The organism is Vibrio sp. ED002 (genome assembly GCF_023277445.1).
Lineage (GTDB): Bacteria > Pseudomonadota > Gammaproteobacteria > Enterobacterales > Vibrionaceae > Vibrio > Vibrio jasicida.
The window spans coordinates 49,723-74,210 of record NZ_CP080239.1; the positions used below are offsets into that span (position 1 = coordinate 49,723).

Consider the following 24,488-nt stretch of genomic DNA (forward strand, 5'->3'; position numbering starts at 1 on the left):
GAGAGGAATTTATGAAAACAACCCTTCGTCTTCTTGGTGGGGTAGTGGGCACGCTGCTTATCGCTGGTTGCGCCACCGATACTTACGTAAGCCAAGAGAACCGAGACAAGTTTACCGACTTGGACGTATCGAAATTCTTAATCAGCGAATGTTTAGCGCCAGAGCGAGAAATTCACATTGCTGTGGCAGAGCACTTTGCTTTTGATAAGTACAACATTCGAGACGTAGATGCGACGAGTTTGAATGCCTTCGTGCATGAAATCGAAGGCTTAAGCGGTCGAATTACCATTGTTGGTCATACCGATTACAAAGGCTCACTGGAATACAACGAAGCCTTGTCACTGCGCCGCGCTCAATCAGTGGAGAGCTTCCTTAAAGAAAAACTTAATCCAGACCATTATGACTGGGAAGTGAAGTATTTTGGTGAAACGCAACCATTAGCGCTGGGTAAAACCGATCAGGATCGTGCTGAAAACCGCCGTGCTTTTGTGGTGTTCGAGGAAGCGCAAAAATATGAAGAAATGCCATTTTGTGAGCCACCAAAACCGGAACGCAAAATCTACATGGCGATGACACCGCACTTTGATTTCGACAAGTCACAGCTGAAGCCGGAAGATTTAGCCAAATTAGACAGCTTCACAGATAAGTTGCAAGGCTTGCAGGGCAGTATTCTTGTTGCGGGTCATACTGACCAAATTGGTTCGCTGTCATACAACGAGAAGTTAGCACAGCGCCGGGCATCTGAAGTGGTGAAGTATCTGAAAACCAAAATCGACCCATCGCAATTCTTATGGGAAGTGAAATCGTTTGGTGAGCTACAACCGGCAATTAATAAGCGCTCCAAAGAGGCCAATGCCCTTAACCGCCGAGCCTTCATCGTATTCAAAGAAGGTTTGATAGAGCAACCAACCATCCAACCTAAACAATAATCAATAAAGCCAGCCGAGGATGAAAGTACTAAGGCTGGCTTTTTACCTTTCTTCCGTATTCAACTCCATTTCTGGCTATCCCTCTGCTTGTTCAAATGTTGGTAAATCTACGTTCATTGAAATAAAACCACTCTTCCATAACACCAATTTTTTTCATTTATATTTCCATTAGTTGCGTTTGTTTAAATGATGAATATTCAATTTAAGTATCATGATGCGCAATATAATAATCAGATTTGTGACCTTCACCTGAAAAATATATAGGAAATCTCTGAGTTTTGGTTAATACCCTGATTTAGCGAACTTTATAGACTAAATTTATCGATGACGTCGTATTAGCTAAAGCTAGGTATATAACTATGAAATGGATTTTGTTGCTTGTAAGCCACACTTTATGTGTTTTGGCTGGTTTTGCCGCCGGTATTTACGCGCTGCCTATTCTTATACAACCCACTTCTCCTGATGTCTCAGTGATCTCTCATTCTTCTGAGGGACTGCTCTATCGTGGAGTCTTTGAACGAGATCGCATCGACAGTGACTTTTTGCATTGGGGGCAAGGAGATATCTGGCTAACGGAAGACACCTTGGCTTTTGAAGGTGAGCTTGCTCCGGGCCCAGATTATAAAGTGTACCTCTCTCCGAAATTTGTTGAAACGGAAGCTGACTTCAATCGATTGAAGCCGCAAATGATTAATGTGGGTGACGTGAAAACATTTGACCGTTTTATGGTCACTCTTCCTCAAGATTTGCCTTTAGACAACTACACGACCGTTATTATTTGGTGTGAAACATTTGGTGAATTTATTACCTCTGCGCAGCTTGAATCTGTCGCAAATCTGAACCAGAGCTGATAGCCAAGTAGTTTTAACCAATGCCGAATAAAAAATGACAGAAACGTGACAATGTAAATTCTTCTGTCGACAATATCTCGGCGCCTAGTTTTTGACGCTATTGCTAGCTTAGTCATAAATATCTGAATAATTAATATTTTATATGAGTCGGAAAAGTATTGTGCCAATTGTTCAACGTTATCTAGCCTTGTTTTTGCTTATGTTTTTGCTTCCTTTCAAAGCATTAGCAGCAGGGGAAATTGAAATATCTTTTAGTCCAACATTCGGTCTGCCTTATGAAAATGGACAGGTCATTACATACTCGATTGAAGTTCGAAATACGACGATCAGCACGATCAGTGATGTGTCAGTGACGAATGCCATTTGGGATGTAATGTCTGGATCGAGTAGGGCGTTCAGCAGTGTCAAGATTACGGATACTCACACCTTAGGAACGAATGCAGGTAGTTATTCCTCCAGCAATAGCAATTTGAACGTGAACGGCGCTAACTTATTACCGCTAGGGCGCATTACTTATCAAATTGAAGCAACAGTTGCTGATGATGCCGCTGAAGATATCGTTCTCGGCAACACAGAAGTAAAAGGGATGGTTTCCGGCACAGAAACGACTTTTACAAACACGGACACGATTACTTTCCCCCCTGCTGAATACGATTATCTTCTGGAAGAATATGTTAATCCCGACGAATATGAGGTTGGCGGCACATTGACTTACTCTTTGACGGCAACCAATAACGGTCCTTATGCGGTTAAAGGATTAGATATTGAGCAAGAATTTGCATCTTTAACGGGACAGAAGTTAGACGGTTCAACAGGGGATGCATTTAGCAGCGTTACCATTAGCGCCGTCGCTTCATCGGGGAGCGATGCAGGTAACTTTGCAACAACAGGAGATTTATCGGTCACCGATGCGGAAATCTCTGTTGGTGGCTACATTACTTACACCATCAAAACGACGGTTGCTGCGGACTTAGTCTCTGATATTGATACCCAAGCAAGCTCCACGACTCGTGCTGGTACGGTTGACGGCAATCCACTATCAACGCCTCCAGCTGATCCTGATATTGAACTTGAACACACGTTAAACTCGACATCGCCATACCTAATTAACGATGAAGTTGATTTTGAATTGAAGGTGAGTAATAACGGCGGTGCGATTGCTCATAATTACCATGTAAAACAGAATATTAAAGACTTAGTGAGCCGCAATGGTTTAGCGAACAATTTATCTCCTTCATACGATAACACTGATGTGGATGGAAATCCCTTCACCACATGGGATATTTCAGTTTCAAGCATTGGCAGTAATTCACTTTCTGATTACCAAGGCAGCTCACAAACGGATGTCGACTTTGACGATACCGTTTCTATTTATCCGGGTGAGTCGATTACTTACCAAATTAAAGCAACACTAACACCGATTACGATTGGTACTTTGCAAGGCTTTACTGCTTCGGTGACAGATGAGTCTGGTTCGCTAGTCGAGAGCTCCAGTATTTCCGATACGGTTGACGCAGAAAAAGTGCTGAGTGTGACGGATTCTGATATCTCTATTTCTAAAACCACTTCTGCATCCGAATATGTACCAGGTGGTGAAATTGAGTACGAAATTACCGTTACAAATGGCTCATCAAAATACTTTGCCAATAACCTGTTAGTTCAAGATAACTTGACGTGTGTTGTTACCGAGCAAGCGGGTGGCGCTGGTGACGGGCAGGCTTTCGAAAAATGGAAAGTTGAAGTGATTTCTGGTGAAGACTCGATTGGTTCTGATCCTGGCTCTTTTAGTTATGGAGCTTGGACATCAAGTCCACTCTCGCTGACACCGGACATCGCACCGGGTAAAACCATTAAGTACAAACTTACCGCCAAAACGAATGATACCAGTACAGGCCTCATTCTTGATGACGACCCAAGTTGCTCTAATGATAACGTAACCGAAGAAGGCTCGGGTGTTCAAACTCCAGATGATAACTTACGTGCGAGTAAAGACGTAGATAGCCGTTTTTATTCTTCTGGCCAGACTCTGACTTACACCATTACCGTGACGAACGACGGTGATGGTTTTGCAAACCAAGTTCAGGTACTAGACGACCTTAACTCAGTGAAAACAACCGATATCAATGGCAAAGAAATCAATGCTTATTCGGATTGGACTATCACTGCCGAAGCGTTTAAAGACGATGGCACACCAGCGACCGCTTCAAATACTGGTATCACTGGAGAAGTGAAACACCCTGACAATTTGAATGTCATTGCTACGCTTCAACCTCACTCCTATATTGAGTACACCATTGTTGCTCAGACTAACCCTTTAGCAAATGGCCATATCTCAAACGAAGTAACTGTTGATGGCTCTGTCTATGCCGATCGAGGCTCTGATCCTCGCGACTTTGCGATTGCGCTAAACAAACGTGTGAAGACGAATACTGACAGCGGGTTTCATGGTGAACAGACTGCGTATTCTAAGCTTGATACCGAAGTCACTTACCAAATCAGCTTAAAGAACGATAAAGAAAACGGTTATGCGACAAATGTTGCTGTAAAAGACACCTTATCTTCGATCTCCGCGAAGATATTGGAACCAGATACGACATCAAAACAAGTGTTCAAATCGTGGACGATCAGTGCGGAGATTATCTCAGATGATCCTCAATTGGATGGCAATCCAGCGTACACCGACGTCGGTACTTTTGCGCCAAATACGGATCTAGATACAACGGCACAAATCCCGCCGAATGTTGAAGTGGTTTACACCATCGTGGCACAAATCGACCGCTCAAATGAAAGTGAGATTATATACTCGCGATTTGACAATACAGCAGAAATCAAAACACCGGATTCAACAGTTCAATCATCTGCATCGGATACGGTTATTGTTTACCCTCATGATCCAAAAGTGATTGTTGCGAAAACAACACCTGATGATTCGTTTGTTCCAGGCCAATGGGTTAACTTCAAGATTACCATCGTCAATACTGGGCCTGGTTATGCAAACGAAGTTCGTGTCACAGATGATATTAAGGGCTTGAATGCGTTCTCTGAATGGGAAATAACGGCGTCTACAGATTCCAATAATTCACCTTTTAAAACGGGCAGTTATGCTGGTGAAAAGTCGGGGTATCCAAATAACGGAAATATCGATAGTCGTATCGATATCGATCCTAAAATTAACGGTGTCGAAGGTTACGTTGTTTACAATGTGAGAGGCAAAGTTAAAGACGATTACATAGAAGATGAGATCGCTAATACCGCAGAGATTTACGATCCATCGACGAACTTAAACCAATCCTCTTCTGCCGAGATTGGTGGTACATCAGGGGACTCTCTTAACGTTTCTATTTTGAAAACAGCGGATAAAGTTCGCTTTGTTCCTGGCGATGACGTCACTTATGAAATTCGTGTTTTGAACAATGGCGCGAATGTCGAAAGCGGTCTTAAGGTCGTTGATTTACTGACAGATATTCGTTCTGTTTTGGCAAATGACAAAGACAACCAATATGAAAACTACCCAAACCAATCTCCGTTTGAATACTGGCAGTTTGATTTCGATGATGGCGGCGGTTTTCAATCTCAAACTACCGAAGATTTTATCTACCCACCTGGTGATGCATCGAACACGATGACACTTGCTGCGGGCGAATTGCGTACTTTCCGAATTAAAGCTCGTGTTAAAGACAATGTTATTGGTTCTCAGGATTCAATGGGGAACTTAAACGACAAAATTGAGAATGACGCCTACGTATACCGTGACTTTGGCCAAGTTACTGAAGAATCACATCTTTCTCATCATGAGATGGAGCGAGCTTACAATGGCGGCGATGTGGTGAGGAAGTTACTGGTTAATGGGGTTGAGTCTCGCTTCTATTCGCCAGGTGATACCTTAACTTATCAAGTAACGGTTTCTTCTCAAACTGGTTATGTCAATGACCACGCTGTAAGCGAAAACATTACTGGTGTGACGACTCAGTTGTTGGATGGCTCTTTAGCGACGCCATTTGATAAAGGTTTCACCGTCGATGTTTCGAAAGATGATTCAAATGGTGGCGACGGCACAACCGACGGCACATTGGATGGTACTGTTGCGGATAATAAAGACATCAACACAACGATCGATGTGGCTGGCAAAGATTCCGTTACCTTTGAAGTCGTGGGTGTGGTGCGTGAAGACGCGACCGGTACAATCACTATTGGTGGCATCACGGTGATCCCGAACAGCTATCATCTGGCGTTCAGTAAGACGGTTGATCAATCAAGCTACGAGCCGGGGCAACCTCTAGTTTACCGTTTAACAATCGAAAACGATGGTAAGGGTAACGCATACAACATTCCTGTTATCGACCGACTGTCTAATATCATGGTCGATCTTGTCGATGGCACAAGCGGTAAAGCGTTTGACTCGGGTTGGACGGTTGTTCCAAGGATCGTCAGTGGTAGCTCGTTGGCTATTCTCGATCTGGATGGCAAGATTGCTGATAACGCAGACATCGATACTCATGCCTCTATCCCTAAAGGCACAATCATTGAGTATGTTGTGACGGCTAAGGTGAACAACAACGCCGTCGGTGAGATCTTGAACTTACTTACTGTTGATGGCGATACAGTGAGTGCGGAGACCAAAGCCTCTGCAGAGAAGTACGACTTCTCAAAACATGTCACCAAAATCTACGATCAGGATGGCACTACCGAGTTAAGTGGTGGTTATACGCCGGGTGGCTACATTGAGTATGAAATCTCACTGAAGAACTTAAATAATGTTCACATTAATGAGATGCCAATCAAGGATGAAATCAGCAAGATCCAGACCGATTACTTCGATGGTAGTGGTAAAGGACGTGCATTTGATTCATGGACCATTGTTACCAGTGTTGATTCGAGTGGTATTAGTGATGCGGGCTCTGTCAGTAACAACAGTGATATCGATACGAAGTTCAACCTAGCAGCTAATGAGTTTGCAACAGGCGGAACCTTTGTTACTTACACGATCAAAGCGAAGATCAGTGAGAAAGCGATAGGTCAAATTCTTAACGTTGCAGTGGTCGACAAGAGTCATAACTTACCGTCAGAACCGGTGAACATGCTGCCGGTGAACATTGTTAAGTCGCATAAAGCGTACACTGATACATCATTGGCAACACACAAGACCACATACAACCATACGACAGACGGCGAAAAGATCGTTTACCACTTGCGTATTGAGAACAATGGTAAAGGTTTGGAGTACAACAAATCACTGAAAGAGTTGTTCTCAAATGTCAAAGTACGTGTTGCTCAGAATGCAGCTGGTGAATCTGACTCACAAACGCTACCTGCATTTGATCAATATGGTTGGACAGTCACCGCTACCACATCCGGTGAAGCGACTACTCTGATTGATGGCTACACTGGTGGTGCGAATGCAGATATCGATATTTCAGTACTTTCGATCGCGCCGGGTGGTTGGATTGACTTTGTCATGGAGTCACAGATCCGCCAAGATGCGCTCGACCAGATTGTTGCGACACCGAAATACAACGGCAGTAACTTCAATTCCGCGAAAGTTACGCCTGAGGGCAGTAATCTGTCGGTGAGCAAAGAAATTGTCTCAATCGATGGCAAATCTTATGTATCCGGTGACACCTACAAACCTGAAGATGAGGTCATCTACAAATTCACGGTGATCAACACCGAGCCCGTGTGGCGTGACCAAACCGTGATCCAAGATATTGTCTCTAACGTTCGCGTTGAAGTGATCGGTGGGACGACGAAATCAGCGTTCTCAGATACGGATATATCTCATGCTTTCACTTCAACAGGTACAACGGGAACCCAAGACACTTACATTGAGTCTTATGATGCGACTGATGATCTTGACCTACTAGTCGATATCGCTCCGGAAGAAGTCATTGAGTTTACGGTTAAAGGAAAAGTTCGCCCGGACGCTCTTGGTGATATCGATGGCAACACGGGTAAGGCTGGGAACCAAAGTGATACCACGGACGTAATTCCACCAGTTGTGCCTGTACTGAACTTCGAGAAGTCAGTTCTGAGTACAACTGCAGACAGTGGTACATGTACTTTCCCATCAACGACTGGCACAGGCTGTCACTACAACCCGAACGGTCAAGTTCAATATCAAGTTAGCGTGACCAACGTGGGCGACAGCATTACCAATGGCGCGACTATCGTTGATGAACTAAACACCATTGATACATCTGATGGTAAGGCAGCATTCCAAGACTACAGTGTGGCAATCGTGAGTGCGCCTGATGCAGACCGATTCTCAATTACGGGTAACTACCAAGGAACTGTACCACTGAATGCAGCGTTCGACTTGATGCCAGGCGACACCGTTGTGTTTGAGATTGACGGCACAGTAGCGGCGGACGCCACAGGGACCATTACCAATGTGGCCAAAGTCAACGGCGTTGATAGTAATGCCGTCGTTCTAGATCCTGGTACGTCGAGCCTGATTGCTCAAAAATCAACGGACACACCAACTTATACTCCAGGTTCAGAAGTTCGGTATCAAATGCGTGTTCGCAACGAGACTGCAAATAACGAGTTGATTGACATTCGTGACATTATTAGCAATTACAAAGTTGAAGTCGCTGATGGTACAGAGCAAGTTGCTTTAAAGGATTGGACGGTAAGTGCTCAAATTATCACTGATGGTAATCCGGCTTACACAGACATTAGTAACCTTAACTCTGTAGCTCCAAACACGGATATTGATGTGACGGTTCAGATGGGTGGTAAAGCGGCCGATGATACTTATACTGAAATCCTAATCGAAGTCATTGGTCATGCTCGCGATGATGCAGTTGGTGAGTTTACTAACCAACTACAAGGCAAACTAAATTCAGGAACCAATTACTTCACCTACAACCTGAAAGAAAAAGTTATCATCCCTGAACCGGGAACACTTACCGTTTCGAAAGTCACTTCAATTACCCCCGCGATTTACCATCCAGGCGATACCATTGGCTACGATATCGAGGTGAAAAACACAGGTACAGGTTATGCGACCGATGTCCTGATTTCTGACCTTTGGAAGACGATTCGTGCTGAAAAAGCGGGTGCGACCTTACCAGTTCGTGCATTTGATTCTTGGTCAGCGACGTCAGTGAGTGTTGACGGTACTGATCCAACATTGACTCAGCCCATTGCAGGCTCTGAGGTGACTGGCGACAATGGTTATCAGATTCGCTACAACATTCACCCAGACCACACAGTGAAACTTCATGTTGAAGGTGTTGTAAAAGCGGACCTTGTTGGTGATATCACTAACGTAGTGGAAGTGAGCGATTCAAGCGGCTCTCAAACTGCGGATGCGACTTATGTGGCGGCAACGGCTGATCTCACGGTCGATAAAACGGTTGATAAGAGCCAATACGAATCAGGTGACAAGCTTACTTATACCATCACAATTGAAAACACCACAGCCAACTGGGCAAGTGATGTTTCCATTAAGGATCTAGTCAACGACATTACTTCGACCAGTATTACGGGCGCGACAGTAAAAGCGTTTGAGTCTGGCACCATCTTCTTCAATGCGTCTTCACAGACGGGTGACACTAAGTTCCCATCGTCCACGGGTGAGTTTTTAGATGGCAGCTTGGACATCAGTCCAAATGATGTCGTGACCATTACTGCAGAAGGGGAGCTTGACCCAGAAGTAGTGGGCGATGTCACCAACCAAGTTGAAGTGACCTACAATGGTTCGACTAAAACTGCAGAAGCAACCAGCACAGCGACGATCCCAGATTTAACCTTTACGAAAGAGCCAATGGTGGAGTTTTATAGCCCTAACCAAGCGGCAGGTTACATCCTGAAAATTGTCAACGAAGGTAACAGCTACGCGAATGACATCAACCTGAAAGATGAAATTGGTGCGCTCACCGTGAATACCATTGATGGTTCGGCCAACCAAGCTTTCCTACAATGGGCGGTTCAATATGTTACGGGCAGTTCACTGACTACCGTCGATGCGAACTCACTTGTGGTTGACAAGGATATTGATTACAACATCGACCTCGCACCGAACGACACCATCACTCTTTACGTTATTGGCTTAGTGAACCCGGAAGCAACGGGCGACATTGTTAACACCGCAACGTTGAATCACAACAGTAAAGACGTGACGGAAACAGCAACGTTGAAACCACGTCCGGGTGATATCGTTCTTGAGAAAACCACCGATGAGCGTTACTACCAACCGGGTGAGTTCTCCACATTCCGCGTCAAAGTGACCAATAATGGTTCCGGCTTTGCGGCAGATGTAAAAGTCGAGGACATCATTTCTTCACTTGAAGTTGAAACCTCTGGTGGAGCGATAGAACCTGCGTTTAACGATTGGACGATCGTGACCACTAAAGGGGACCCACGTACCAACATAGATACGGTTCCGGGACCAAACGGTGATATTTCTACCAACCTTGATATTGCACCTGGTGACACGGTGGAATTTGCTATTACAGGTACAGTCAACAGCAGTGCAGTGGCCAATATCGTTAACACCGCGACGGCTGAGTTCGGTGGTGCGACTACCGATGCAACGGCTACGCTTGAGACGTTACCTGAAGAAGTTTGGATTGAGAAAACGGCTGAATCGCCAATTTATATCCCGGGTGAAGAAGCGGTATTCCATGTTCGTGTCTACAACGGGACCGATGGCTTTGATAATGATATTGAGCTAGACGACATTCTGTCAGGCATTAAAGCGATCAACATCTACGGTGTAAATGAACGTGCGTTTGAGAGTTGGACTATCGAAACCACTAAGAGTGACAGTCGTACGACTATCACGCCAATGCCAGTCGATAACCAAGATATTCGCTCAGTTATTGATATTGCCCCACATGATATTGTCGAGTTCACCATTACGGTGAAAACCAATCCATTGGCAGCGAGCGAAATTACCAATATTGCCACTGCGGATCTGAATGGCACCACGCAACAATCAAGTGCGACCATCCAGCCTCAATCTCAAGGTATCTCAATCGAGAAAACTGCAGACACGGAATACTATGTTCCCGGCACGGAAGCGACATTCCGCGTTAAGGTGAAGAATGAAGGCACTGTGCCAGCAACGGATGTTGGTGTGAAAGATGCTATCAGCAATATTGACGTTGTTCGACTTGATGGGACGACCGTGAAAGCGTTTGATTCATGGCGTATTGATATCAACAAAGGTAACCCAGAAACAGACATCACCAATATTCCAAGTGTGAATGCCGACATTGATTCGACGCTGAGCATTGCGGCAAATGATGAGGTGGAGTTTGTGATTACTGGTCTCGTAAACCAATACGCCATTGCTGAGATTGAAAACACGGCAAGCGCCACGTTCCGGGGGGATACTCAAGACGCAACAGCGACGCTCTTAGCGATGCCAGAGTCAGTCAAACTTGAGAAAACCGTGGATGACGAGTATTACCGTCCGGGTGAAAACGTCACTTACCACGTGGTGTTAAGTAATGAATCTGGCTCGTTTACCGAAGAGATAGTGCTAAAAGATCTTATCTCTGAGTTGAAGGTGAATACGATTCACGACACCGAAGCGCCAGCGTTTACCAGTTGGAGTATGACAAGCTCATATAATGACGACCGCACCATCGTGTTGCCACAAATTCAGGGCGACAACCTGGATGTGAATAGCCGTGTGATTATTGCGCCAAACGATCAGTTGGACATTGAAATCACGGGTGTCGTAAACGCGGATGCGATGGGAGAAATCACCAACCACGCGTATGCCTATGACAAGTCAGAAAGTGATGTCCTTGCTGATGATTCCGCAACCATCAAACCACTGCCGATCATTTTGTCGGTGACCAAGGTGGCGGATAAAGCGGAATACACCAACGACGACGATGACATTACCTTCACAATGACCGCGACCAACCGAGGTTCTGCCGATGCAGAAAGCGTCAACTTGTTGGATGAAATCGATAAGCTCATTGGTAACAACGGCAATCCATTGTTCACCACATGGAAAGCGACCATCACCGAGCTCAAGTCTGGTGTTGTGGTTTCTGTTGATTCAGATAGCAATGTCGATTCAAACCACGCCATGAAGGCGTATCAAGGTAATGAATACGAAATCGTGGTGAAGGGTGAAATCAACCGAGGTATCGATGACAACTTCACAAACGTATTCACCGCCGCAGCATCGACAGGTGAAACCGCTTCCGCCAATGTGACCATTAAGGTCAAGAAGCAAGCGTACAACGAAGGCATGTTGAAAGTGACTAAGGTTGCTAGCAAGTCAGAAGCGAGCGTCGGTGAAGTTGTGGAATATGAAGTGACGATCACCAACGAAAACGACAACCCATTCACGGGGGTTCGTTTGGTTGACCGCTACCCAGGAGGCTTCGCTTACATCCCTGACTCTACCGAGATGGTGAACAGTGGACCAGATGGTGTGTTTGATACCGCAGACGACATCCAAATTACCGTAGAGCCAACTAAGACCAATCAGTTGTTCTTCGAAGTCGGAGATATGAATATCTATGGCAACGGTGACTCGCAAACTGCAGACGCAATTCGAATTCGTTACCTAATGCGTGTGAGTGTTGGTGCTACCTTTGGCGTTTACACCAACACCGCATGGGCAGAAGCGCCACCGGCAGAAAGCTTCTCTGCACAAAACACCACGACCAACTACGTTGTGAAGTCGAACCTTGCCAGCGCAACGGTCGAAGTTATGCCAGACAAGGTGTTCGATACTGCATCTATCATCGGTAAGGTGTTTGAAGATCATAACGGTGATGGCTTCCAAGCTGATGCCACTGCCGATGATATCTACATCGATGTTGACCTTGCAGAGGGGGATTACATTCCGAATTCCACGTTCATTACTCAAGATGGCGTAGAGACTCAGTTGAAAGACGCGAACGTGAAATTGAAAGGGCAAGACGTTGTGATGTCGAGTGTGGATAAAGGATATGAAGTCGATGAATTGTACGGCTTATCTCGCAACCGAACCATTGAAGGTAGCAACAAAGTGGCTTTCCAATTTAAGACGCGGACCCGCCAAGGCTTCCCATTCAAGGTGACGACCGATAATGGCACTTACATCGAATTTGACATGCAAGGTAACGCTACGACTAAGCACAAAGGAGATAAGAAGAAAGGATTGTCGGCAGAAAATATCGATGTGATACGAAACCTCTACCGAGATGGTGACGATTACCTTTGGGAGATCGTCGTAGAGAACAAAGGGATCTACGAAGACGGTATTCCAGGGGTTCGCTTATTGACTGTCGAAGGCATCATCATCGAGACAGACCAGTATGGTCGATACCATGTACCAGATCAGTGGGTGTTGAATAAAAAAGGTAAGCAGTTCTTGGTCAAAGTCGACACTGACTCGCTACCAACAGGCATGAAGGTAATCAGTGAAAACCCGAAAGTGCGCCGAATCACACCAAACAAACTGACGAAATTTAACTTCAGCATCAAAAGCAGTGGGGATGATTAACCGTTAGCAGCACAGATGCAGGCTGGGTGCGCCCAGCCGACCACTTAAGCGGTTAAGCAGGATTATTTATGATTAGATTGAGACCATCAAAACTGACAATGTGTATCGCGGCTGGGTTGCCGATACTTTCGTTCGCGAAAGACACCAGTCAATTGGAGAAACTTGACAGTGACTCACTGGGTATTGAAGTTAAAGCGCATGAGCAAATCGATAATTCGCGTATTTATTTAGAACAAGGTGCGATCTGGGCAAGCCGTGACATTATGCGTTTTGACCCGGTACTTGACCTGAGCATTAGCAGCGATGTTGAAGTGAAAGATGGTAAGCCACTGCAAGAGATGAGCTTTGCTATCACAACTAACTTCAGCTACTACGTTGACCATTACCAACTGGAAGTATTCCGTGGTGGTGACCGTGGCTTGGTTGATCCTTTAACAGTGGTTGAAGGTCAGCAATTTGCGAACGATTTCAATATTGTTTGGGATGGCACGACCGATCAAGAATTTCAATTTGAATCCAACACGCAGCTGTTGTTCCGTTTAAAAGCCTTCGATAAAGATGGCAATATGGACGTGACGACGGTCGGCGTGATTAACCTAGTTGAGCCAGATTCTGAAGTCGACATCGACAAGAACGACGGCGAAGAAGAACAAAGCCGTAAACTTGGTAAAGCACAGTTGATGCGCCATAACATTCCGACCTCAGCGGGGCTGGCACGTTTCATCGGTACGGGACTAAAAGGCGTTGATAAGGTCATTATCGGCGAAGACGAATTTGATGTTGAAGAAGGTGAGTTGTACGCAGAGCAATATCTACCCGCGGATGCGTACTTGTTCCCGACGCGCATAGTATTCGACAATGGAGAAGAGCGTCGCTACCAATTGTATGTACGTATTCCAGATGAATACTGGGTACAAGCCGGTCTTGCCGATTTCTATATCGGTAAAAATAAGGTGACGGGCAACTCCGCTGCATTGGCAGTCGATGACCAATACCAAGATGATATCTACAATCAAGGCCGCCTAGCGTACTTTGGCCAAGGTAAGTTTGGTGACAAACTCAGAATTACTACCCACTTTGATACCAAAGAAAGCGACGTGCGAGACATGTTTAAGCACCCGTTTGCCTCTGACTCATCCAGTGTGTTCGACATTCTGGAAGACGACGATGAGATGTATTATGGCAACTATGGTGACAGCTCCAACATCTACAAAGTGGTGAATACCAAGGGTAAAGTTTACCTCAACGTTGAGTACGATAAATCCAATGTGTTGTGGGGTAACTACAACACTGGTATTACTGGCACCGACAACAACGACTACAACCGTAGCTTGTATGGCTTCAAAGGCGATTACCGTACCCGTTCAACCACTAAGTTTGGTGAAGACCGTTTGAACATTGTTGGTTTTGCTGCTGAATCTGATTCACTCTTTGCTCACGATGAATTCCTAGGGACTGGCGGTTCGCTGTACTTCTTGCGTCATGGTGAAGTGGTTCCAGGCAGCGACAAAGTGATGGTGAAAGTTGTCGACCCAGACAGCAGCATCACAGTGCAAGAAATGCCGCTGCAATCGGGGCGTGACTATGAAATCGACCCGTATCAAGGCCGCATTATTCTGACCAGACCGCTGAACAACATCATTTCAGATAATTTCGGCACAGTCATCAACGACCAACCAGCATCTGGCTATGACAACTATCTCTCGGTGGACTACGAATACGTTCCTCAAGGCAGCGACGCGCTTGACGCAATGACTGCTGGTGGTCGTGTGAAAGGTTGGGTTAATGACTACATTGGTGTGGGTGCTAACTACCAGACCGAAGAAAAAGACAACCAAGACTACGAAGCGTACGGCACGGACTTAACCTTGCGTGCATCTGAAGGGACGTACTTAAAAGCCGAATTCGGACACAGTAAAGGTCGTCAAACTGATTCCAACTACGTATCTTTCGATGGAGGCTTAACCTTTACTCCGATTGGCAGCAATGCGGAAGATCGTGAAGGTGATATCTACCAAGTGAAAGGCGTGATGAACCTTTATGATATTGCGCCAAATATCTTCTCTGCGGTGGGTAACGATGTTAAGGGGTGGTATAAATCTAAAGATGCGGGATACAGTTACGCAAACCAAGATGACGATTTAGAACAAGAATCTTACGGCACTGAAATTCGCTTCCAAGCGACCGATCGTGTTGCTGTGAAAACACGCTTTACCTCGATTGAAGAGCGCGAATCCGATGGCGATCTAAGAACAGATACCCAACAAGCGGAACTGGAAGCACAGGTTAAAGTTACCAAAAACATTAAGATCTCCGCAGCAGGTAAGCAAGTTGATGAACTGAATAACGAAAATGAAAAAGGCCAAGGCACCTTAGCGGGTCTTCGCGCCGATTACATTTGGGACAGCGACAATAATGTTTATGTTAAAGGCCAAAAAACCGTCGGTAAGACTGATGAATACGATGAGAACGACAGCGTTACTCTGGGTGGTGAAACCCGTATTTTAGAAGACTTCGTGGTTGGCGCAGAATACACCACTGGTGATCGCGGTGATGCTGCTGAAGCGAGTGTGACTTACGACGTAACCGAAGATTACAGCACATACTTAACTTACGTAGATGATACTTACGAAGGCAAAAACAATGTGATTGTCGGTCAACGTGCAGATCTGACTTCAACGGTCGACTTCTACCAAGAAAACCAATTTGTTGATGAAAACAACGGTAAAGGGCGTATCGACTCATTCGGTTTTGGCTATGGCATGAACGATGACATCGACATGGGCATTGGCTACCAAAAAGGGGAAATTGAAGACGACCAGAAAATCACAACCGAGCGCCAAGCCGTGAGTGTGAGCACTTCGATTGATCTAGATGACGTGGTCTTCAAGAATAAAGTTGAATACCGTGTCGACAAAACCGATGAAACGACAGACCCAGATAAAAAACGTGTTGATCAATGGGTCACCACCAACCGTTACACACATCACCTAACGGAGGAGTACACCCTATTTGGTAAGTTCAACTATTCACTTTCTGAAAGTAAATCGAGTGACAAAGTGTTAGCACGCTTCATTGAGTCGACAGCAGGTTTGGCATATCGCCCTATCTACAACGATCGCTTGAACGTGTTATCGCGTTACACCTACTTGGTGGATTTCGACCAACTTAATCGAGATGTTGATTACAAAGATGAAGAAAGCCACATCATCGAAATCGAAGGTATCTACTCGTTGGATGCAAACTGGGATTTAGGTGCGAAATACGCATTCAAAAATAAGAGTGAAATTTTTACTCGTCAATCAGGCGAAGACATTCCAGTCGACAGTAAAATTTCTCTCTATGGCTTGAGTGCCTCTTACCGCGTCATGAAAGATTGGGATGTAACGGGTGAGTACCATTGGAAGACCGACAGCACCTACGACGAGCTAGAGCAGGGTGCATTGGTTTCGGTGAACAAACACTTAAGCGATAACTTTAAAGTTGGGGTGGGTTACAACTTCTCAAGCTTTGACGGTAACCTAGCGAATGATGATGATTACGATGCATCAGGCGTGTTCATTAACCTAGTTGGTAAGTTATAAGAGGGTCACATGAAAACGACGATGCGTTTAGTTAGCGGAATTATGGCCGCAGCATTATTAGGTGGCTGTGCAGCAGATGCTTATGTTAGCCAAGAGAACCGAGATAAATTTGCAGACTTGAATGTCTCCAAATTTTTAATCAGTGAGTGTTTAGCACCGCAGCGTGAAATTCATATCGCTGTTGCTGAACATTTCGATTTCGATAAATCCATCATTCGTGAAGCTGATGCTGCAAGCCTAGACGCGTTCATCCATGATATTCGAGGCTTGAGTGGACGCATTACGATTGTCGGTCATACCGATTTTAAAGGTTCTGACGAATACAATGAGAAGCTGTCTATGCGCCGCGCTGAATCGGTAGAAGCGTATCTACAGCAACAACTCGATCCAGAGCAATATGATTGGGAAGTGAAACACTTTGGTGAGTCGCAGCCACTGGCGCTGGGTAAATCGGATCAAGCGCGGGCAGAAAACCGTCGCGCTTACGTGATGTTTGAAGAGGCGAAGAAATATGAAGAAATGCCTTTCTGTGAGCCGCCAAAACCAGAGCGTAAGGTTTACATGGCGATGACACCGCACTTCGATTTCGATAAGTCGGAATTAAAACCGGAAGACCTTTCACAATTAGATGACTTCATCGCAAAACTGCAAGGTTTAGAGGGGAGCATTATGGTCGCTGGTCATACTGACCAAGTCGGTGCTCGTTCATACAATGAAGCACTTGCAGAGCGTCGTGCTCAGGCTGTAGTGGAATACCTGAAGACGAAACTTGACCCATCACTGTTTGTTTGGGAAGTAAAAGCCTTTGGTGAACTTCAACCTGTGATCAATGAAGAATCTCTTGAAGCCAATGCTTTAAACCGCCGAGCGTTTATCGTATTTAAAGAAAGCGAATTGGGACAACCGACTGAATAATTTGGTAAGGTTGTCCTTTCGCAAGCTCTCTATCTGTTTTCTTAGTGATAGCTAGCATGAAAGGTCAACCTTCTAAACCAAACAGGGAGTCGGGTAATGGAGAAAGTGCAGTTAGTCGTCGATTTTCTTCTCACTCATAAAATTTTATTTTCCGCATTAATTCTGTTGTTCATCATTCTTTTACGTCGTTTGATACTGTCTCGAATCCGTGGCGACGATGCCTTTATTACAGAAGAACAACGCAGTTGGATGTCGAGAACCAAAAACGGCACATTTGCTATCACCTTGATTCTGTTGTTCATCTTATGGCAATCAGAAATCAGCGAGTTCGCTCTAAGTGTTACGGCGATTGCTGTCGCGATTGTGGTGGCATCCAAAGAGATCATCTTGTGTTTTACGGGGTCAATCCAGCGTGCAAGTTCTCGTTCGTTTCGCATTGGTGACTGGATTGAAGTCGGAAAGCTATGTGGTGAGGTCATTGAACACAACATGATGGCGACAGTGATTCAAGAAATCGATCTGCATCATGGTCAATACCACTTCACGGGGAAAACTGCGACGCTGCCTAACAGTATGTTTTTCACCTACCCAGTGAAGAACCTCAATTTCATGAAGCGTTACGTGTACCATGACTTTTCTGTTGTGGTGAAAGATTTCGTCAATCTCTACCCACTTTTGCCTTTGTTGACCGATAAGATTGATGAGCATTGCAGTTACTTCGCCGACGTCGCTCACCGTTACAACGCGATGATTGAGAAGCACGCTGGTGTTGATCTACCGGGCGCTGAGCCGCACATCCACATCTCAAGTAACATTAATGGTGAGCAAATTCTGCATATCATGATTTTCTGCCCGACAGATAAAGCAAACCACTTAGAGCATCTGATTCGTAAAGACTTTATGGAGCTTTATGAGCAGCGATTTCCAATGAATCCTGAGCATTAAGTTCTCGCTCAATAATCATCTAGCAAATATTAACCCTCACTAGTCAACACTGAGGGTTATATTTGTATATTTCTTATCGTCACGATAAATAATCTTAATGGATCGGAGCGCATATAATCGATAAATTACGCCGGCAACGTAACTTCGTTTGTTGATGGATTTACAAATAAAACACCCACTAAGACTACACAGATAGTCGATTTCTTTAGCTGCGCTTGCACTCACGACTGTTTACACAGCAGTTGCCCCCCGTTTTACTATAAGATGCTCCATGCAAACTGGCTTAAATTTTACTTTTGCGCCTTTTCAACGTTTATCGGCGCTCACAGGGCAATGGCGTGCAGGGTCCAAATCCTACCTAACAGATTTGGCCTCTATTGCACTCTTGTTGTTACCCCTGACTCTATCAAATGCACTTGCCGTTTTTTTAGGCCACGCGTTCCGTCTCTCAGGATGGGTAGAATTATCACAGATGTTATTTCATCTGTCAGATATCCTCATCAATCTGTACCCAAGCGCATTTTGTGTAGTGGCGGGTTATTACCTGTCACATAAAACCAATGTGTCGAGTGCCGTCTTCATCATTTACTCGTTGATCATGTTCTACTTGATCTCGATAGAAAACGGCAGTTTGTCTGCGACTTATATGCTGCCAAACAACCCACTACTGGCATTGTTTAGTGCGATGATGACGTATGTCTATTGCTGCGTTTTCAAAATACGCTTGCTAGAGCCACAAGCGCTGGATTTCTCGTCTCGTCTGCTCAAGCATGTTGTTCACTTCTTTCTGTTTGTGTTGATTGCTTTAGCAGTATCGCGACTAACCGCATTCATTATGGCTCTATTTGGTGGGATGATTCGCGGACTGGGTGTGGACCCTCTCACGCTAAAAGGCGGGATTATTTACCAAACGGTACTAGGCCTCTTAGGCTCAATCGGCATCAATGGGCATAACTTGTTGTTTGCCATTAAGCAGCAAATCTACGCCGCTACAGAAGCAAATTTTTTCGCGTGGCAAGCCGGTGAAGCTCCTCTAAATGTAATTAGCCAAGGTTTTTACGACGCGTTTATGTCGATGGGTGGTTCTGGTAATTGCATCAGCCTATTGTTGTGCGTGTTGCTGTTTGCCAAAGAACGTAACCACCAGATGCTTGCATTAGCAGCAACCCCGCTGGTGATCTTCAACATCAATGAAGTCTTGCTGTTTGGGTTGCCGATTATTTTCAACCCATTGTTGATTGTGCCTTTTGTGCTGGTACCGCTATTGAGCTTTCTCATCACTTACGGGTCAATTGCATCAGGGCTTGTTCCTCCGGTTGAAAATATTGTTAACTGGATGACGCCGCCTTTGTTCAGTGGTTATGTCGCGATGGGGAATCAGATTGAAGGCTCATTATTGCAATTATTGATCATCGTCCTTGGTGTCTTTATCTATCGGCCATTTTATTTGGCTTACGCCGGCAAGTATTCTGCGCAGTTTCGTGCGAATACGGCTTACACAGGCATTGAGAGTTCGCTGTTCAAAACCTTGCTTAACAACGTTCGTGATTCGAATAACTCAAGCATTAGTAAATCGACAGCACAAAAGCGACTGACTTCGATTTTGAGGGAAGGGGAGTTGGTGATGTTTTATCAAAAGCTCCAGTCGACTAGTGACGTCAATATCTTCTCTTATGAAGCCTTGCTTAGATACATTGATAAAGAAGGGAAACTGCACCCTCCGACATTTGTGAGTGACTTCCAAATGCTTAACTCAATGCCATTACTGGACAAGCTCGTGATTGAGAAAGTTCTGGCAGACATGCAGAAAATGACATTATCAAAAGATCGTCGAATTGCCATCAACATTGCAGTCGCTACGATCGAGCAAGAAGAATTTGTCCCGCACTTACTATCGCGACTAACTCATTATGGTATCTCGCCGCAGTGGTTGGAAATTGAAATCACAGAAGAGGCAATTCTTAGTAATAAGGTGTTCTTAATTAAAACTATGGAAGCGCTGCAAGCTCAGGGCATTCGTATCGCTATGGATGACTTTGGCACCGGCTATGCGTCGTTCCCGCACTTACTAAAGTACCCGTTTGATAAGATCAAGCTGGATCGTTCGCTACTGCTGGATGCCAATGATCAAAAAGGCAGAGACTTATATGAATTGGTAGCGAAACTGGGCCATATTACGCATTGCGAAGTGGTCGCAGAAGGGGTGGAAACCCAACAAGAGTACGATTTTGTGAAAGGTTGTGGTGTCGATAAAGCGCAAGGTTACTTCTTTACTCGTCCACTTCCTCTTACGGATATTTTACGCGAGCAATAACAGTGCTGTTTTTTATCGTCACAATTAAAAAGTCGAGTGGAAAGAGGGGCTTGTTGGCGATAATGTGCGCCTCCTTGCTTAATTAGCATGCAAAAATACAAACCACGCTGACCTAAGAAACAGCGGGTTGTATCTAAATGAAGAGAGTGTCGGTCGTCCTAGTCCGCGCTCTTTTGGTTTGGTAGATAACAACAAGTTGGCCATGGCTACCTTTGTTGAGTGACTATTCGCAACGTTGAACGATCAACGCTTTGTTACTCGAATGATACCGTCATCGACTGTCTGTCGAAACTCTCCCTCATTGCGATACAAATTAAACGGACCTTAATTGCGGCGAACTTCCTGAGCGGCTCATCGAGTCGTTTACTAATGGATAAAATTAGCCAAATGAACAATCGATACGTAAATCGGCTTTTTACTTTAATTTCCTCCAACTCGTACATAAATGGCTTATGTAATGTACTGGTCATGTTGCTCCCAGTGTCATTGATTTCCGCATTCAGCACTTTGTTGAGCAATTTTTTTATGATGGCGGGTTACGAGCAAGTGGGTACCACGGTTGGAGCCGCGAGTTCTATCATCTGGAAACTGTTCCCAATCTTGTTATTGGTTTACTTCTCGCAGTTTCTTTCTTCTCTGTTAAAAGTCTCACGGGTTAATGTTATTACGCCTTCGTTGATGATCTATTTCATCGTGTGTAATGAGTGGGGGCTGCTGCAAGAAGGAACGGTCGTACCGAGCAATTACCCACTGGCAATCATCATTCCTATTTTGGTGGGATGGTCTGTTCGTGCAATGCAAAACCGCAAATGGTTTATGCGGTCGGAGCTGCCTAATATTGTCGACCAGTCTTACAACTTGATCATGGCAACGACGGTGTTGGTTGTTGGTTATACCTTATTAGGTTATGTGCTAGGACGCGTTTTCTGTGCCGCTGATATTGCTGGCTTTTTATTGCCAAGTCTGGACCCATACTCTCTTTTCGATGGTGTTATTTACGAGCTGGTACGTAATCTATTTTGGTCCATTGGTATTAATGGGCACATTATTTTTGCACCATATAAAGCGGAGTTGTATGAAGCGACACGTGTAGCGATAGAAAACCATGAGTTGCTCGGAACGCCATTGCCAATACTGACGACCAACTTCTTCGATTTTTATGCGGGTTTGGGTGGCGCAGGAAACACCATTTCTTTGGTGCTTTGTATGTTATTTCTCACTAAAAACCGCAGCTACAAAGCGTTGGCAACCGCAGCTTTAATTTTAAGTTTTTTCAACATTAATGAGCCAATTATTTTTGGGCTGCCAATTATGTTTAACCCTTTGTTGATCGTACCGTTCTTGATTGCACCTGTTGTTGGTCTTGTCATTGCTTATGTGGCAACGGCGCTTGGCTTGGTGGCACCAATGACGGAAATCATGAGTTGGATGACGCCACCTTTGATGAGTGGATATGTTGGCACGGGCTCTACGTGGACAGGCGCGGTGCTACAACTGATCATCATCTTAGTCGGTGTCATAATCTATTATCCCTTCTTTAAACAGATGGACAATATCGGGAATGCTAATGCATCGTTTGCTAAGTCACTTTCTGATGATTTCTTTAATTATGAAGGTGTTGAAAGTGGTAAATCGGCAGGGGCTTTTTTCCCCGAGATTACGAGTAAATTTGCGGCACAAAAGCGAATTACTGACCTAAAAAATAACGGTGAGTTTATCTTGTATTACCAGCCTCAAGTGAACACGCGAACAGGTGAGATTCGCTCTCTAGAAGTGTTGATTAGGCACCGTTCTGAATCGGGTGAGATCTCGCCTCCTACTTTCTTAGATGACTTTGCCAAAGTGGGGTTAATGAGTGAGTTGGATTTGTGGGTGGTTGAAACGGCTCTAAAAGAGAGCGCTCCTTTAGCAGACTCGCCTCACTTTAAGGTTTCAATCAATATGTCACCAGAGACCTGTCTTGTCCCCGATTTTACGGAAAAAGTGCTGAGTATGATTAACCAAAGTGCTTTGTCTTACTCTCAAGTGGAATTCGAAATCACGGAAGACATGCTGATTCAAGATGAACACAGTACCCACCGAGTCTTGACTTCTCTCCGTGAGGCTGGAGTGAAGATTGCGTTAGATGATTTTGGTTCTGGGTACTCTTCAATTGGGTACTTGTCTAAGTACGATTTCGATAAAGTTAAAATTGACCGCTCTTTAGTTTTGAATCTCAACAATAAAAATGGTCGCGAACTGTTTAGGCTAACGGCTAAGTTGGTCAAAATTACGGGGGCAGAAACCGTTGCTGAAGGGATAGAAACCGAAGCAGAGTTGGAGTTTATGGCGGAACAAAACATTCATTTGATTCAAGGTTTCTACTTTTATAAGCCGATGCCTTTTGAAGACGTGCTTACCCTGAATTTTTCAACGTTAGAAGAGCACAGCGATTACGACCATTATTCTTCCTAATTAAGAAGGGAAGCCACTTATCTTGGCTTCCCTTTTCTTTTTCAGAGGCTTGAGTTCGAGCGTGAACGCTTATTTGAACTCAAACTTACCCTGCATAATTGCCCAGTGACCAGGGAAAGAACAGAAGAACGAGTAATCACCTCCCGGAGTCATTTTCTCTGTGCTGAACGTGATAGAGGTGCTTTCACCGCCGCCGATCACTTTAGTAAATGCGTAAACACGGTCGTCGTTAGGTTTCACGTAGTTGTTTTCAAGACCTGCTGACATGCCTTCTGTACCTACTGCTTGTAGGTTCGCCGTGTCTGCAATGACCACGTTGTGACCCATTGACTGCGCTGGCATCTTACCTGTGTGGTTCAGCGTCAGTTTTACTTCTTTACACGTTGCTGGAACACTCAACGTTTTGGTCGAAAACTGCATCATATCGTTAGCATCGATAGACACTTCACACTCTGCGCTTGCTTGTGCGCCAAAGCTCATTCCAACTAGTGCAAAGGTTGCTGCTACTAAACGTAAAGACATATAACACTCTCCATATTTTATTTTTGGGCTGACTTGGATTCAAACCGATCCAATGCATCTCATTATCATCGAATATTCAATCTGAAACCGTGCTTCAATCCGGATATTGACGTTTTGTTGCAAAGTTATACTTATCGTTTTCACTGGATGATCATTCATATACCTTATTTTTAGCGCTTCAGTTAAGAAGTGTGAAGACGATCTTTATAACCGCTTCAGGCGCTTCTTTTGTGCTCTCATATCGCTCTAGCTTTGGCGTTTTTTTCGCTAACATGTAACTAAGTATTTCAACTGTATTTATTCTGTAACTTATTGATTTTCAGATGCATAAAGGCGTAAAAAACACAAATCACACTATTTGTAGAAACGGATAAATTGATTTGTTTTATCTCGCGCACACTTTCAGAAAATTGAACTAGAGTCCCAGATTTATGTTTGCTTATCGATTGCGCGCGAAATGTCGTCAAATTGACGTAAAAAGACGCTTTATTTTTGGCACTTTTACACCTGTAA

The 24,488-nt window shown here is 44.7% G+C and carries 9 protein-coding genes; 8 read left to right on the forward strand and 1 reads right to left on the reverse strand.

Features of this window, described 5'->3' with window-relative positions:
• Window positions 1-11 precede the first annotated feature (11 nt).
• The 8 genes from ITG12_RS17080 (at window position 12) to ITG12_RS17115 (ending at window position 23,453) form a co-directional block, all read left to right on the forward strand.
• Complete coding sequence (locus tag ITG12_RS17080; RefSeq protein ID WP_248874606.1) at window positions 12-929, forward strand: OmpA family protein; 918 nt, start codon at window positions 12-14, stop codon at window positions 927-929.
• A 359-nt stretch (window positions 930-1,288) separates the two neighbouring features.
• A complete protein-coding gene (locus ITG12_RS17085) occupies window positions 1,289-1,780 on the forward strand; it encodes a DM13 domain-containing protein (RefSeq protein WP_038870374.1) in 492 nt (163 codons plus the stop codon).
• Between the two features lie 199 nt (window positions 1,781-1,979).
• Window positions 1,980-13,241 (forward strand): DUF11 domain-containing protein, encoded by an 11,262-nt coding sequence (locus ITG12_RS17090; protein ID WP_248875101.1) that lies wholly within the window; start codon window positions 1,980-1,982, stop codon window positions 13,239-13,241.
• Between the two features lie 68 nt (window positions 13,242-13,309).
• Window positions 13,310-16,825 (forward strand): hypothetical protein, encoded by a 3,516-nt coding sequence (locus tag ITG12_RS17095; RefSeq protein WP_248874608.1) that lies wholly within the window; start codon window positions 13,310-13,312, stop codon window positions 16,823-16,825.
• Between the two features lie 9 nt (window positions 16,826-16,834).
• The gene (locus ITG12_RS17100) at window positions 16,835-17,740 is read left to right on the forward strand and encodes an OmpA family protein (RefSeq protein ID WP_038881029.1); all 906 of its coding nucleotides are present in this window, start codon (window positions 16,835-16,837) and stop codon (window positions 17,738-17,740) included.
• 96 nt (window positions 17,741-17,836) lie between these two features.
• The gene (locus ITG12_RS17105) at window positions 17,837-18,685 is read left to right on the forward strand and encodes a mechanosensitive ion channel family protein (protein ID WP_038881031.1); all 849 of its coding nucleotides are present in this window, start codon (window positions 17,837-17,839) and stop codon (window positions 18,683-18,685) included.
• 271 nt (window positions 18,686-18,956) lie between these two features.
• On the forward strand, window positions 18,957-20,999 hold the full coding sequence (locus ITG12_RS17110) for an EAL domain-containing protein (RefSeq protein WP_038881033.1): 2,043 nt from the start codon (window positions 18,957-18,959) through the stop codon (window positions 20,997-20,999).
• Window positions 21,000-21,386: 387 nt separating this feature from the next.
• The gene (locus ITG12_RS17115) at window positions 21,387-23,453 is read left to right on the forward strand and encodes an EAL domain-containing protein (RefSeq protein WP_038881123.1); all 2,067 of its coding nucleotides are present in this window, start codon (window positions 21,387-21,389) and stop codon (window positions 23,451-23,453) included.
• 69 nt (window positions 23,454-23,522) lie between these two features.
• Here the strand turns inward: ITG12_RS17115 and azu are convergent, their stop codons facing one another.
• The gene (azu, locus tag ITG12_RS17120) at window positions 23,523-23,975 is read right to left on the reverse strand and encodes an azurin (protein ID WP_005441233.1); all 453 of its coding nucleotides are present in this window, start codon (window positions 23,973-23,975) and stop codon (window positions 23,523-23,525) included.
• Window positions 23,976-24,488 lie beyond the last annotated feature (513 nt).